Raw genomic sequence first — 16,158 nt, forward strand, 5'->3', positions numbered from 1 at the left:
AAGCTTAAAGCTATTTTTTTATTACTAATATTTCTTCCATTCTTTGATAGGTTCCACTCCATTTCATTGGAATCATGCCGGTTTCTCCCTGTCTTGCTTTTCCAATTAATAATTCCATGTCCTCTTCCTTTGCTTCTTCTGGCTCATAGTAGGCATGTCTGTAAACAAACATTACTGTGTCAGCATCCTGCTCAATAGCTCCAGAGTCTCTTAAATCTGCAAGGATTGGCCTTTTATCCACTCTGGTTTCTGTAGCTCTGTTGATTTGAGACAGGCATACCACTGTGATATCTAATTCCTTTGCCATTCTTTTTAGCTGTGAAGAAATGTTTGATACCTCTAAGTTTCTATTTCCAAAGGTTCCTTGAACTCCTATTATTTGAAGATAATCTATAAACACCACGTCTAATCCTTCCTTTTCCTTTAATCTTAAACATTCACTTTTAATATCTTCTAAATAAAGTACTGAATCATAAAGCTTGAAATTATAAGTGGAGAATTTTTCTATATGACTCTTAACCTTAGTGAATTCCTCCTCTGTTAAGTTGGATCTCTTTACTTTATTCATGGGTATCTTACATAGGGCTGCTGCAATCCTTTGAAAGCACTGATTTTTGCTCATTTCTATGGAAAAGTAAGCTACTTTGTTCTTCCCTTTTATGGCTGTGGCAAGAGCTAAATTCATGCTAACAGCAGACTTTCCCATACTTGGTCTTCCAGCTATAATCATCAGTTCCTGCTTTTCAAAGCCTCCTAAAATACGGTCCAGAGACTTATAGCCTGTACTATTGGAAGATAAACTTTTTTCTCCATTTCTTATAGCTTCTATGTCTCCAATAAAAGTTTCTACCCCTTCTTTTATATCCCCATTGTGTCTTTTCCCCTGACCTTTGATATGGTTTATGGTGGTCTCTAGTTCATTTATTATTTCACCAATGGTCTTATTACCATCATGGGCCTGTTGTGAGGCATTATTAGAACAGCTTATAAACCTTCTTAAATTTGCTTTGTCCTTCAAGATTTCGCTGTAGGTTTTCACATGTGCCCCTGTAACTGAACTTGCTATTACCTGGCTTAGATAGCTGATTCCACCCACTAAAGGCAGTTTCTCTCCTAACACTTCCTTTAAGGTGATAAGAGTTATAGGAGAAATGTTTTCATGGAGTTCTCTCATGGCAGAATAGATTATTTTATTTTTCTCGTCGTAAAAATCCTCTGGACTCAGAAAATCATAAATCTCCTGCATTAGTTTATTTTCTTTTATTATTGCTCCTAAAACCTCTGATTCTGCCTCTAGGTTAAATCTTCTATCCATTTTATTTTCTACTCCCCTCCAAAATCTTCTTCCGCTAGGTTTTTGCTGTAAAGTTTCTTTGCACTGCTATCTTCTTTCTTTGCCTCTGATTTTTTATTAGTCCTGTATTTATTAATAGCTTCCTCTGCCCCATGAAGGGTTTGAATCCCCTCAGATAACCAGTTGTTTAATATGCCAGATACATAATTTAAACTTCTCTTATTTTGATAAACTGCTTCTTCAAGAGCCTTTAAAACTAAAGGTTCTCCCATATCCTGAACCCAGCTATTTAGCTTTTCTATTTCCATGTAAGAGGGAAGATGAAAGTTGTTTTTAAAGCACTCTATAACTTTATTTTTTGTGGATATCCCTGATTTACCTTTCTCAAGGTGTTCATCCTTGTTACTATCCTTAATATCTGCTGCTATTTCATCCCTAACCTTTCCATTTGTATTACTTAATTTGTTCATTGATATTTCACTAGAGCTCTCCTCCATTGAGTCTTGAGGTTTTGATCCATCATCGTCTTCAACTGCAGAGTAAATTATGTCCCCTATAGGTTCTTCTTGCTCAATATCCGAGTCTACTGGCAACTCCCTAAAAACAACATCCTTAAAGATTTCCCTAAGAAGCTCCGGCTGGTCAGTGCAGACTCTTTTGCAAATCTCATAAAAGCGGTTTATAAATTCTGCAGTTTTCACCTTTTTAAGCTCCTTATTTATACAGGTTCGAATATTCTTATGATTATGGATGTTGTTGTATTTATACCAATTCAAAAGCATAATCTCCTTGGTTTCTTCACTGTATAGAATCTTTCCCTTGGCTTTAAAAAACTCTAAATGCTGAAGAATCATTTCCTCAGAAATCTTAAGCTCCACTTGAGTCATAGTAGAACTAATATTATAAATTCCACATTGAGTAGTCCTTCTGTTGGTTAAAAGAAATATATAAATAAGCTTTTGTTCTGGTGTTAGTTCTAAGATAAAATCATCCTGCCAAAATTCAATATCTATTGGTCTATACATAAAAACATATCCCCTCTCTTATACTATGGTAAATAATTATAGGTCCTTGTTTCCTTATCTTCATGAAATCCCTGAGGATACTCATTTCTTGCTTGGTTCAGCTTTATAAACCTGAAGATAGAAAGACGGTCCCCCCACTTACCAAAATTTTTATAATATCTATTTGCAATAATTAGATATGCAGAAGTTTAGAAGTTTTCATGAAATTTCGAAAAAAATTTTGAAAAATAAAAGAACCATTACTCTTTACATAATAATTTTCTGAAGATATTTTAAATAAAGACTTATAAAAATTTCAACAAATCCAAAACTTAGTTAAATCCTTAAAGGTTTTTAAAACTGTTAGTAGGTTTATGATGAATCAATGGTTCTTTCATAAACCTTTTTATTATGTAGTAGTTTATTTTTTGTATTGTTGTTTTTGTTTAAGTCAGGTGGTTGGTATGGGGTGATTTATCTATGTTAGACTTCCAAAGTGGCAGTTTCTCAGACAAGATTAGCTGCTTTGGTGACAATCTAGATCTGCTTCTAAGGTGCTTCATTAAAATGAAGTTGTTAACAAGATGAACTTGTTCATTTTGTTTAACGACTTTGGAAGGAGATTTGACTGTATAATACAGAATTTGTTCTCTGCACTCCCTACTTCTGTTAGCACCTCAGAGGTCATAGTAAAAACTGGAAATTTTTACTTGCAATTTGCTATGTTACTTAGCCAACACTTTACATTGAAATGTCCTTGAATTTTTCTTTTATTCACTTAACAAATATTTGATATCCATATTTACTGTTAAATTTTTGAAATTAATATTGTAAATCCATAATATAATGTTATAATATAAGTAAAGAATAAATATTATTTAACGATAATTATTATTATAAAGAGGTGTTTTTATGGATGTTAAAGAACTTAAAATATTAAAACAAGCAATAATAAACGAAGTTGAAGGAGCAGAGTTTTATAAATTAGCTGCGTCAAAAGAGGGTATCTCAGAAGAAGTTAAAAAGGAATTTCTTTCTTTAGCAGAAGAAGAGGTAAAACATATTGTATGGCTTAAGACTCTTTTTGAAAAGATTAAAGATGATAAAGAAGATGAATTCAATTTATCAATCATTGAGCCACTTCCATCACCAAGGATTTTTAGTTGGGATAAACTTGATAGAGAAAGTGCAACTCTTGCGGTTTCAGTGTTTGGCATAGCTATTCAAACAGAAAAAGCTGCTATTGAGTTTTATAAAAACTGTGCTAAAAATACGTCTATAGAAAAAGCTAGAGAACTATATACCATTTTAGCAAGCTGGGAAAAGCTACATGTTGAAACCTTCTCTAAAGAATATGAAAACCTGCTTGAGGAATGGTGGTCACAGCAAAATTATGCTCCATTTTAAAAAGTATGTTAATCCCTCCAGGGAAATTGCTTAAAGTTAGATTATTAAAAAACCCCGCATAAGTTTATTTATGCGGGGTTTGTTTTTACCTATAAAATTACAGTAACTTAATGATCTCTTCTAGCTCTTCAGATAACTCTTTTGCAGTGATAAAATCAGTATTCTTTAAAGCCGATTCTATTTTTGTTTCAACTAACTTTTTCTTTTGTTCAGTTTCTAAATAATCTTTGTCAAAATGACTAGCATAAATCATCTTTTTAAATTTCTTTATATTGGTTTTTCTAATTGTTTTATCTTCAATGATTAAAACAGAATCCATACAGTTTACTACAGTGTAGAAATCATGAGAAATCATTAATATAGCACCTTTATATTTTTCTATGGCTTTTTCCAGTGCTATTTGTGAATAAGTGTCTAAATGACTTGTGGGTTCATCAAGAAGCAAGAAATTCGCCTTACTTGCAGAAACTTTAGCCACTTGAAGTATGTTCTTTTCTCCACCAGATAAAGATCCTATCTTTTGATTAAGGGCACCTTCTTCAAAGCCATAGTCTGAAATATAATCTGTAACATCTTCATAATTTTTAAACCCAGCCTCTAAGAATTCTTCCAGTATGGTGTTACACTCATTTAGTGTTTTACCTTGAAGTTGAGATAAGTATGCTACTTCCATGGCCTCATTTATTTCAATAGAAGGAGTATTATTCTCAAAGATTTCCCTAAGCAGCGTGGTTTTTCCTGTACCATTGGGACCTATAATGGCTACTTTCTCGTTGGATTTAATCTCAAAGTTCACATTCTCAAGAAGTAACTCATCAAAGGCAACACTGTAATCACTAACTTTTAAAGCAATGGTTTCTTCTATTCTATTATCAATAAAAAACCTGAAATTCGGATGTTTAATATCTACAAAGGGAGCTTTAATTCTACGCTTTTCTAATCTTTCTTGAATTTTAACTCTAGCCCTTAGAGATTTTCCTCTAGCACCTTCAGCATTTTCAGTTGCAATATCTCTTAATCTTTTTATTAACTTTTCATTTCTCTCAAGTTCTTCATCATCAGCAATTGCTAGTTCTTGCATCTCAATTTTAGTTTGAAGTAATGAGAAGTTATACTCTATATAGCTTCCCTCAAACTCTTGGAGCTCCATGTTCTCAAGGTGCAGAATTTTATTGAAACAATGATTCAGTAGATATCTATTGTGGGTGATAACTAGCATTGTTCCTTTATGTGAATTAATTAGATCTTTAAGGGAATTAAGGTTTTCAAAGTCTAAAAATACATCGGGTTCATCCATAATCATTAAGTCAGGACTATTCAGCATTTCCTTAATTACTTGAATAAGCTTGAATTCCCCTCCACTAAGTTCAGATATCATTAGATCTTTACATTTCATTAAGTTTGCAAGATTTAGGTTTTTATTAATGTTTTTTTCGAAATCATCCCCATTAATTGCTTCAAAGGCATCTAATGCTTCTTGATACTTTTCTAGTAAAGGCTCAATATCAGAAGCTGTTTCCATTTCACTACAAATTGCTGCTATTTCATTTTGTAGTTTAATAAATTCTTCCCCTATATATTGGAAAACTGTAGTTTCTTCTACTTTATCTATTTGTGAGAATTGACTCACATAACCAATTCTACAATTTGGATCTATCTCTACCTTACCATCAAACATATATTTTTCTGGGTCCATAATTATATCTATCAGTGTACTTTTTCCACTACCATTTCTTCCTATAAAAGCACAATGCTCTCCATCTTCTATTGTAAATGAAATGTTATTATATATTTCCTTCTGGGGAAATGAGTAGGACAAATTTTCAACTTTTATCATATTATTACCTCTCTTTATCATAAAAAAGAGCTTATAAAAATAAGCTCTTAAATGTATTAGGCATCTGAAAATAAATAATAAGTCAAAGATGTGAAGTATATTTTGAGTTCACAAGCAAGCTTGTGCCGACAAGGAAACTGGTTCCTTAGATAGTAGAGCTATCTAAGGGTTCTGTTGACGCAGTATAAAACAAAATAGACAATCATACTGACTTATTTATTTTTTGAAGATGCCTTACTTATCAGTTTTAATTTTGCATTTGATTTTTCTGTGCGAAACACATTCTACTAGGTTCACCTTTGATAGCATAACACTTTTTATGATTAAGTTCAATGATTTTAAAAATCCATTAATAGCACACAGAATTTGTCTGCTACCTACTCATAAATATTTTAAAAAAGGAAACAATACAGGTTTTTCATTTATTCATAAAGAATGATTAACCCCTTTAACGACATTTTGGAAGGATAACTCTTCCAGCCTCATCAGTGTTTAAACAAGTTTAAGGTGGGAGTTAAATCTCCTTCCAAAGCGGCTTACCAAAATGAACTTGTTCATTATTTAAAATAAAATTACCCATTTTTTATTCTTTTAAGTATTTCCTTAGGTATACTAATATACAATCCAGAATTTAATTCCTCACTAGTATTATCTATATCTTTTTTATAATTAGTTTCTCTACTACCTGTAACTACTTTGTTTGTATTAGGTCTATTAAACTTAATTTTTTCTAGATTCTCAAATATCTTAGGTATGTTTAGTTTTCCATATCCACTCTCAGGATTAGGATAGTTTACTCCCTCATCTCTTGTAGTTCCTCCTATGATATAATTCCTAAGGCTTTGAGCATAAAGATTTGGGTTATTTTCTTCCACTATCCCCCACTGAAACATTAAAGCTACTGTACCAGCTAATATACCACCTGCTATACCTGATCCACTTCCAAGGATAAGTTTATTTTCAAGCCCCGTAGTAAGCATTTTATAAGAAGCAGTAATCACATCTGGTTTTATTCGCCCATCCCTGGTGAAGCCTTTACTGGATTCTTCTATTAGCTCTCCTGTAACTTGATTATAAAATCCAGTGCTTATCATATTCTTAGCAGTAGAAGGTGTAACTACAGTAATAAATGGATCTGGCTTTAAAAATCTAGTTTCCTTCTTTAAGAGATTCTTTTGAGTCATCCAAGCATCATATCTACCATTAAAAAGTTCTTCACCCTTAAGAGTTATTTTCCATACTCCTGGGGTTAAGTTTCTAATTAAAATATCTAACCTATTATCTGGAATTACTTTTTGTTCTTCGTAGCTTTGTAAACTAATAATTGAGGAACCAAGGTTAAATATAATATTTTCCCCATGATTCTCATGTGTTTGAATTTCTTCTAATTTATTTCCGTCTGGTGCAATTATTCCAATGGAAACTCTATCAGGTTCAATGGTAAATAAGGAAATCATAAGATTTTCTTCTCCTTCATCTATGTTTATTTCTATGGTATCTTGCCCACCAGTTTGGAAAAGATTGCCGCTGGTATGGGTTTCACCTAAACCCTGAACCCCTACACTTGCTACTGGAGCAAAACCTCTTCTTTCAGTAAGAAAATCAATATATCGCTCAAGAACTGTGCCCCCATCATGACCCCCATTATTGCTTCCTAGTGGAATATAAACAACCATAGGTTTATTTAATTCCTGTTTTAAATTTGACAGGTACTCCATTGCCTGGGCTATATCTGTTCCCTGAAATATCCCTGGACCTATATCCTTTATGCCATTTGCCTCTAATACGTTTTTTTTAGCCTTTTTTAATTTTACTATAGCAAATTCGCAGTTAGGTGCTATGCTTAAGAGATTTTCAGTTTGGTTTAGTTTTCCTGCCCCAATAATGCCTGCTATGGCTGTGCCATAGCCTGTTTCATCTTTATGACTCACAATAGTATAAGGACTCTGCACAGAACCATTAAGTTTTATTGCCTTATCAATCTCTTCATTAGTAAATTCTGTTCCATAAATAATATTTGGGTAACTTTTTTCATCATTAATGCTTTGATCCCAAATACGTATTATTCTAGTGGTTCCATCTTCCTTCATAAACCTTGGATTTAGGTAGTCTATACCTGTACTTACGATTCCAACCACTACACCACTCCCATCATAGGGTACATTACCCATTTCCATCTCCTGAAAACCACCTGTATTTTCTTCAAAAGTTGTAGGTGTTAGGGTATATGGGAAACTTCTTTGCAAGTTTGTAATTTCAGAAACACTTTGTACTAAAGTATTAATCATACCTTTTTTAACAAAAATAATTCCAAAAAACTTCCCTGTAAATAACATCTTAGCGTAATCAATGTTTTTCAATGTGTTCATGATGTCTCCTGTGTATTCCACAAAATAATCTTCATATTCTTCACTTAGAAAAAGCTCTTTAAAATTTACATCTTCTACTTTATTTATACCTTCATCAGTTTCACTCGCCTCTCTTCCAGTGGCCAACCATTCCTTAAAACTCTCTCCTTTCATTCCACTCCTCCTATGTCCTAAGTGCTTTATGCCTTCTTTATATAATTAAACTCATGTGCTATATGTTATGATAATCTCTTGGGTAATTTTACGTCCTGTATTACATTATATTAGCTTTTTCCCATATAGTTCTTTAACAAGCTAACTAATAATTATCTGATAAATTTTTTAATTGGAGCATGCTTTAAATTTATCTATAATTATGCTATAACATTTTAAAACAAGGATATTTGTTCCCCTCCAATGGTAAAGTCAGATTATTCTAGTGTTTCTTCCGTGCCTGCTTTAAAGGATACATCTTATTTATTTTTAAATTTATCCCCAACAACCTTTACCACATAAATTTTATCAAACCCGTTATACACAGATTAGGTTAAGAATAAGGCTCTTTAAAGTAAACAAAAGTGGCTGTGTCAAAATAAAATTTTGACACAGCCACTTTAATTTGAATTACTTATATTTTTGGATAAACAAACATTTCAATGCAATCTATAAAATCATTAAAGTATTCTTTAGGAATACCCAGTGTATTGTCATTCCACATAGCTCCCTTTAATATTTACTACAACTCAAGTACATACTTTATATTTGGAAACTCTCTACAATAACCTTAAGCTTATTAGAAATCTGCTGAAGCTCCTCTACGGAACTCGCTATATTCTCCATAGCACCTGATTGCTCCGATACTGTAGCAGCTACTTCTTCAATTCCAGCTGCAGATTCTTCTGCCACAGCCGCTACTCCTTCAATACTGCTTATTACAATCTCCTTATCCTCTTCTATTGCTTTTATATTAGAAGTTAAAATTCTAATGTATTCAATTGTATCCTTAAAAGTACTGTTTATAAGCTGGAATTTTTGGATGGCTTCTCTTGTAGCCTTATCAGCTTCTGCCATTATAACTTTTTCCTCATCCATACTAATCTTAGAAGCAGCTATTTCACTAATAATTTCTCTTATAATTACTTCTATCTCTTTAGTTGAACTTGAGGATTGTTCTGATAGCTTTTTAATTTCATCTGCAACCACTGCAAAGCCTCTTCCTGCATCTCCCGCTCTTGCTGCCTCAATGGCTGCATTTAGTGCAAGAAGATTAGTTTGTTGTGATATCCTTTGAATTGCACTTAAAATTGTTCCTACAGAATCAGATTTGCTAGATAAAAGTTCTATGTTTTCTGAAATTTTATCTAGGGCTTTATTATTTGCTTCAATACTATTTATTAGCTTTGAAGATGACTCCAAACCCTCTTCACTGATAAGTTGTGACTGGGTTGAAAGCTCAATTACCCTATCTGAGCTGCTTGAAGATTCCTGTACCTTTTCAGCAAGACTTGATAGTTGCTGTGAACTGACCTCTGAATTTCTTGCTTGGTCCACGGAACCAGCAGAGATTTCATCCATAGTTAAAGATATAGCTTGTATACCTTCAACAGTCTCGTCTATATAAACTGAAATTTCTTTAGAATGAGAAAAAATATTCTCTGAATTATCTTTAAGTGTTTGTATAGTTCCTCTTAATTCTTTTCTTAAGTTAATTACAGCTCCTGCGATTACTCCTGTCTCATCTTTATTCCCTAGGATTTTTTTAAACTCTTGTTCACTTTCTTCCTTTAAGTCTAGCTTAGTGGTCCTATTTATTAGTTCTGTTATTTGAGAAATAGGCTTAGATATTCTACTAGAGAAATAAAGTGCTATGGTAGAAAACACTGCTAATAACACTATTACCATAACTCCAAAACTAACTATCAAACCATTTAAAGGCTTTAAAACTTCTGCCTTAGAAACTGCAAGTCCCATTTTCCATTTAGCTGAAGCTATTGGAGCAACGGCAAAATATTTCTGCATACCATCATAGTCCTTTAACTCTGTAAAGCTAATTTTAGAAGCATCTTGGCCTAATATACTACTTAAGCTTCCATCTAAAACCTTTGTAATGCTTTTCATTCCCTCTGGACTAGGCTTAAATTCTGGATTTTTATGTACTATTATTTCATTATTTTCTCCGATTAAAAAACCATAACTATTATTCATTGGCTGAGCTTTTTCAACCTCAGTAATTATGCTTTCTATATTTATATCAGTTGCAACAACTCCCGCTGGAGTTCCACCTTTTTTAACAGCCTTTGCAACGGTAATAATAATTTCCTTTGTATCTGAATCTACGTAGGGCTCAGTGTAAATTACATTATCTGAAGCCATAGCTTTAACATACCAGTCTCTTTGAGTACAATCATACCCTTCTTCTGGTACCCACTCACTTGCACTAAGAAAACTCTTATCTTGAAAACCTATGTAAACATCTAAAATACCTTCAAGGCCCTGTGACCTACTTTGTAGATACTTTAATGTATTTTCATTAGTGTAAGTATCATTGAACTCAAGAGATGCTCCAATTTCCTTAACTAAATTTCCCTGCAAAGATAACCAACCATCAATAGATCCTGCATATTTTTCTGACATAACCTTAAGTTTTTCAGTAGATTCTTCCATGGTAGTTTTAAAAGAAAGATAATAACTTATTAATGAAGAAAATAATAAGCTAAAAAAACAAACTAGTGAAACCAAAGTAACAATTTTGGACTTAATACTTTTCATTTGTATCCCCCTTATTAGATTGTTTTTATTCGTCAACATTTGATAATATTTCCCATATTTTCATTTGTTTCTACAGATATTTTACCAATTCATTATGGTAAAGTAAACACTTTAAGAACAAGTTTAACTAATATTCAAAATAATATTAAAATTGTCATATAGTAAACACCCTATAGTTATTTAGATTCCAGACATGATAGGTGTAATTTTAAGGTGTTAGTATTGTACTCCCATAAAATAAAGCCCCGTGGTAGATTTCCACATGGCTTTATGTTTTAACTCATCATTCCTTTGGCTATTTCTTTTACTCTCTCTAAACTTAACTCTGTAGTCTCTGCAACTAATTCATAACCTATGCCTTTATGAAGTAAGTTCCTTGCTATATGTTCATAATTTAATCCGTTTAAAAGTAATTTAAGCTATATTTTCTTTTTCCTCTTCAAGGTCTCTTTTTTCAACTAACGGGACATGTTAGTGCAATAATGATTTACATTAAAATAGTAATACACATCATATTCACGTATAATTAGAATAAAATGGTAGTAAAAACATATTGGAGGGGTTCTATGAAGCTATTAGGGGAACAAATTTATCTTAGACTTTACAAAACTTCTGACGCCAGAGAGTTAGTTAGCTTGCATATAAGAAATCGCGAATTTTTTCAACGAGTTTGCCCATCAATCCCAGAAATCTTTTATACAGAGGAATATCAAAAAACACGCCTTGAAAGGGCTTTAAAAATGGCAGAGGAAGGGCAATTATATGCCTTTGGAATCTTTTTAAAAGCAACTGATAAACTTATCGGAGACATTTCATTAACTCAAATTGTTAGAGGAGATATGCAAAGCTGTTATACGGGATTTACTTTAGACAAGGAGTATAATGGAAAGGGTTATACAACGGAAGCTCTTCAACTTGTTGTAGACTTTGCCTTTAGAGAACTAAAACTACATAGAATTGAAGCAGGAGCTATGACTGACAATATAGCATCTATTCGTGTACTTGAAAAGGCTGGGTTTGAAAAAGAAGGTATAGCTAAAGAAAATCTAAGGATTAATGGAAAATGGACAGATCACCAAATATTGGCTATCATCAATAAGTTGGATGTGTAAGCTCATTTCTGATAGTATTATGTAACGAGGTTTTGTTATCTTTCTAAGGAGTTGCGCGCCAACTCTCTTTTATTATGGAAGATTCAGTAATGTTTCACTTAAACATAAGTGATTAATTCCCTTTATACTAAAGACTTGAATGGATGATTCCCTAATGTTTCACTTAAACTAAAGGGTAGCGTTAGTTTAATAAAAAGGACATAACATATTAGTGATATATAATATGTTATGTCCTTTGTTTTATTAACATTTTTTAAATTTAGGTCTTGATAAGTATTCTTGTACTTTTATATAGAGCTTGTTAAGCTTTTAATTCGTGCAAGGCACTACATGTTAATAGCATCGCTAAGCTTCTATACTTTCTTTTCCTCTACCAATAGATTAAGCGCAGGAATATCTGCTGGAGCCCACTGTAGGGATTTCAAATTTTCTTTTTTAAGCCAAATTACCTTATCATGCTCTGATGCAATAGGCTCTCCCTTTACAATAGCACATTTAACTGTAATTAGATTTATAATAAAGCTATCGTACTCATGAGTATTATCATGGAATACTTCCTTAAACTCAATATGGCATCCAAGTTCCTCTTTAATTTCCCGAGTTATGGCATCATTAATTTCTTCATTTTCTTCAACCTTACCACCAGGGAATTCCCACAGGTTAGGTAGCGTCATCTTTGTGGACCTAAGGGCACATAAGATTTCTGAGTTTTGGTTTTCTATAATTGCACCTACAACTTTAATAAGTTTTTTCATTTGTAACACCTCGGGAATAGTTTAGCATAATGGGATAAGTTTTTGAAGATTTGTATAGGGAATTAGTGCCCTGTTTATTTTCATGGTTCAAAGTAGTTTTTATTTCTATCCTGTGAAGCCTCATCAAATTAGTGGCTTTAATGAGGTTAAAGGGGCATATGTGCGATATTATCGATCCCCATAATATGGATAATTGGAATTTGTATGGTTGAAACAAATCATGTCAAGTTTATCCTGATAAATAAATTCCCCTTAATCTATGTTACGGCAACATTATTCCTTTTGATGCTAAATACATCTTAATCGCACCATATATAACAGGTGCCCCAGCTGTAACTCCAGCCACCGCAATATCCCCGCCTTTATCCTTGACATAATCCCACAGTGGATGACTTGAATCTATTTGAGCCTGAATAAGTTTCATGATTTCTTTTTCAACAGCTAATCCATCTTCTCCAGATGCAAAGATATTTTTGAGGATAGTCAACTGCTCTTCATCAAGTTCAAGTTGTTGTTTCTGTGTGGATAACTGCTCCTTCAATACATCAATATATGCATTTTGATTTTCAACAATCTTCTGTAACTGAACATTGGTTTCTGCAGTATTGCTTGCCGTCTGCTCAATCGCTTTTTGCATTCTTTGACGATTATTATAGGCTTCTTCGGCCATCTGCTGTGTTATTTTATTATTTTCTTCAATTTGTGCCTGGATACTTGATGCCAAATTTATTGTACGAGATAAATTCATTGTTGGTACATCTCTATTAAAAATATCGTTTGCCATGAATTTGCTCCTTTCTCATCTAAAGCTTATGTTAAATTGTTTAAATAGTTATTACCTGAAGCCCAGTGTTTCCTATTACAAATTACTATTTATATTACTCAACCTTAAATTGGAATTTGTTTGATGGGGAGTATGCTCATAATCTGTGAATACACTTTTTCAATACTCGATGATAGATCGGCATATCTTTGGCAACCGCAGTCACAGATTCAAGTTTTCCTGCACGAATCATTTCTTCTATGCGGAACGCGATCCAGGAATCGCCAATTCCAAGCTGGTATTTACCAATCACTCGCCCGATGACCATTGCTTCCTGAAATTCCTCACCTTCTGCTGCGATTTCACGAAGGATAAAGCCATCATAGAGGGTTTCCGGTGCACTGATCAACTGCCCATTCAGCGTGGCCCGCAAAGGTGCGTTCTCCCTTTGAAGCTCCTGCCAATGAGATGCACAGCTTTGTTCAAATACCGGTAGCACAGGCTTTTGCAAGGCAAGATACCGATGCCATTCTCCGGGAGCAACTTCACCCCAGCCGCTTTTTTGCACGAGATTTCCCTTTTCGTCAGGTTCCAATTCTGGGAGCTTGACAATAGAAACCTGTCTACCATGCACTTTCCACTGATTCAACTGCTCCATGAACCAATAGAGTCCACACATTTCATCTGGCTGATTGCTGTACCAGATTCGAAGGAATTCTCCCGCTGCTGCGCGTTCCTGAACCGTCTTCAGATCTTCATTTACCCTTTTAAGCATTTCCTGAGCCGCATGATGTCCCTCGTCATTTGGATAAACGCTGTATAAGTTTTCCAACGTCTGTTTCCGCTTGATACCGGGCTGATTCTCCGAAATATCTCCAACACTCAGCACCAAATTGAATCCATAGATGTCTGCTGTATTTCCACCCAAAGGGATAGCGCTCTCCCACGCCAAGCGTGCCTTTTCCTTTGCCTCTCGTTGAGCAGCTTCAACTTCCTCTTTGGTTGGCTTGCTTCCATCTGCGTGACTAACGATAACTCCAATACCCCCATCTTGATATTTCCCCTCGCCATAGTGCTGTGCCATTTTAAGACCTCCACAAGCACTATCACTGAATACGATCTCAATCATAATAATTATCCTCCTAGTCTCGGATTTATCCTTCCGCAAGATTATATAAATAATCCGTATTGCAAAATTACTATTTATTTAATTGTTTTTCACCTTTTGTTAAACTTCCTATTATTAGCCTAATGTGATTCGTTACAGCATGTCCAATTATATGGATAATAGGAAGTTAATAATCCTAGCTTAAAGCTTTAGTGATTAAATCACCTAATTCAACATTAATCCCTAATTCCCTAGTTTTATTAACACAATCAGATATCTTATCGATATATATATTATTATTTATTATAATCAACAATTTTTCCTTTGCTCGGCTCACAGCAACATAATGCAATTGCTCATCAAATTTACTTCGATAATAATAATCATCAGCTAATATAATTACTTGATCGTATTGTAATCCCTTTGAAGAATGTATTGTAGTTATTATATGTTTATAAAGTTGCTGGTTATAAGTTGGAACATACTTCGAATCACTAATTGTCTCAAAAAGACTTTCTACTTCTTGTTGAAACTTTTCTTCATCTATTAAATCTGTCAAATAACTATATAAACCTCTACATTGTTTTACGAATTCTTGTTTATTATTTTTCTCCCTAGCACTTTTAATTCTTTCAAGCAAAATTTTTAGTTCTTTTATTTTATAGGTTTCTGGCATTGGAATCTCATCATAAAAACTATGCTCACTATAATTTCTTTGTAGTAAATATAATGCTATACATCTTGAGATCCATATATGATTACTTTCCAAATTTTGATTATCTAAAGGCGACCGTGGAATATAAATCATTTCTATGCCATTTTCTTTTAAATAATCTGCATAAGCCTGTCCATCAGCATTTGTCTTAACTAAAAAAGCGATGGTTTTATTATCTTTGCACCATAATTTAATAAATATCAACATTTCATCTTTATCATCTATCTCAAGCTGTAGATACTTAACTTCATCTGAAATGTCACATGCTACATAATATGATCTCACATCATCAATAAAAATATTTGAATAATTTTGTATAGGCATATTTGATCTAAAATTATGTTTTAATATAAAAGCAGTAAATTCAGGATTATTTTTCACTAAATTTTCAAACCCTTCTGGATATCCTCCTCGCCATTCATAGATTGACTGCTTTGTATCACCAACTATAAACAAAGGTATTTGTAATATCTGGCTTACATAAAGGAAAAACTTATGCATATCTTTGTCGCAATCTTGATATTCATCGACATATATTCTAAAATATTTAGATTTTAAATATCTTCTAGATACGTGAGATTTTTGTAAAATATTCAAAGCTAATTCAAATCCAAAATTTTTCTTAGGATTTTCATATTTACAGATATAACCTTCTTCACTACCTCTTATTATCTCCAATAATTCACAATAATTATTAGTTGCTCGTTCATTAGAATAATCTGGTGTGAGTTTCTTATTATATTCCTCTCCATAGGCATCTCTTATAAATGGTTGAATGACTTCTTGTAGGATAAAATTATCATTTGTGCCCACAAAACCGTCACCTATAAAACGTCCTATTCTATCTCTTATTTCTTTAGCTGCTTTTCTCGTAAAAGTTATTGCTGCATATGTTTTATAAGTATTGTTTTTTTCAATGTCTCTTAAAATACGTTCAATAATTGTATAAGTTTTACCAGTTCCAGCACTTGCGCTAATTACGATATTTCCTTGAGCTTCTATGATTGCTTCTCGATCAGATTGGTCTGAAATTTTAATCTTCACTT

The 16,158-nt window shown here is 33.1% G+C and carries 11 protein-coding genes; 2 read left to right on the forward strand and 9 right to left on the reverse strand.

The features are described 5' to 3' along the window. Positions 1-10 precede the first annotated feature (10 nt). Positions 11-1,315 (reverse strand): replicative DNA helicase, encoded by a 1,305-nt coding sequence (gene dnaB / locus RR409_RS04860; RefSeq protein WP_332556601.1) that lies wholly within the window; start codon positions 1,313-1,315, stop codon positions 11-13. An 8-nt stretch (positions 1,316-1,323) separates the two neighbouring features. Next, a complete protein-coding gene (locus RR409_RS04865) occupies positions 1,324-2,319 on the reverse strand; it encodes a DnaD domain protein (protein WP_332556602.1) in 996 nt (331 codons plus the stop codon). Between the two features lie 891 nt (positions 2,320-3,210). On the opposite strand from RR409_RS04865, the gene RR409_RS04870 reads away from it, so the two are divergent. Next, on the forward strand, positions 3,211-3,705 hold the full coding sequence (locus RR409_RS04870; protein WP_332556603.1) for a ferritin family protein: 495 nt from the start codon (positions 3,211-3,213) through the stop codon (positions 3,703-3,705). A 97-nt stretch (positions 3,706-3,802) separates the two neighbouring features. Here the strand turns inward: RR409_RS04870 and RR409_RS04875 are convergent, their stop codons facing one another. From RR409_RS04875 to RR409_RS04885, 3 genes are all read right to left on the reverse strand, one after another. Further along, positions 3,803-5,542: an ABC-F family ATP-binding cassette domain-containing protein gene (locus RR409_RS04875; RefSeq protein WP_332556604.1), complete on the reverse strand. Its 1,740-nt coding sequence runs from the start codon at positions 5,540-5,542 to the stop codon at positions 3,803-3,805. Between the two features lie 572 nt (positions 5,543-6,114). Beyond that, on the reverse strand, positions 6,115-8,064 hold the full coding sequence (locus RR409_RS04880) for a S8 family peptidase (RefSeq protein WP_332556605.1): 1,950 nt from the start codon (positions 8,062-8,064) through the stop codon (positions 6,115-6,117). A gap of 582 nt (positions 8,065-8,646) precedes the next feature. After that, positions 8,647-10,659, reverse strand: coding sequence for a methyl-accepting chemotaxis protein (locus RR409_RS04885; RefSeq protein WP_332556606.1), 2,013 nt, complete (start codon positions 10,657-10,659; stop codon positions 8,647-8,649). A gap of 566 nt (positions 10,660-11,225) precedes the next feature. On the opposite strand from RR409_RS04885, the gene RR409_RS04890 reads away from it, so the two are divergent. Then, positions 11,226-11,771, forward strand: a complete 546-nt coding sequence (locus RR409_RS04890) for a GNAT family protein (protein WP_332556607.1) — start codon at positions 11,226-11,228, stop codon at positions 11,769-11,771. Positions 11,772-12,124: 353 nt separating this feature from the next. Here the strand turns inward: RR409_RS04890 and RR409_RS04895 are convergent, their stop codons facing one another. The 4 genes from RR409_RS04895 to RR409_RS04910 all read right to left on the reverse strand — a co-directional run bounded on the left by RR409_RS04895 (position 12,125) and on the right by RR409_RS04910 (position 16,156). Further along, positions 12,125-12,526, reverse strand: coding sequence for a (deoxy)nucleoside triphosphate pyrophosphohydrolase (locus RR409_RS04895; protein WP_332556608.1), 402 nt, complete (start codon positions 12,524-12,526; stop codon positions 12,125-12,127). Between the two features lie 262 nt (positions 12,527-12,788). Beyond that, complete coding sequence (locus tag RR409_RS04900; RefSeq protein ID WP_332556609.1) at positions 12,789-13,310, reverse strand: hypothetical protein; 522 nt, start codon at positions 13,308-13,310, stop codon at positions 12,789-12,791. Between the two features lie 136 nt (positions 13,311-13,446). Next, positions 13,447-14,418: a DUF3658 domain-containing protein gene (locus tag RR409_RS04905; RefSeq protein WP_332556610.1), complete on the reverse strand. Its 972-nt coding sequence runs from the start codon at positions 14,416-14,418 to the stop codon at positions 13,447-13,449. Positions 14,419-14,593: 175 nt separating this feature from the next. Then, on the reverse strand, positions 14,594-16,156 hold the full coding sequence (locus RR409_RS04910) for an ATP-dependent helicase (protein ID WP_332556611.1): 1,563 nt from the start codon (positions 16,154-16,156) through the stop codon (positions 14,594-14,596). Positions 16,157-16,158: the final 2 nt, after the last annotated feature.

Origin of the sequence: Clostridium sp. (genome assembly GCF_036642255.1) — a bacterium.
Classification (GTDB): Bacteria; Bacillota; Clostridia; order Clostridiales; family Clostridiaceae; genus Clostridium_J.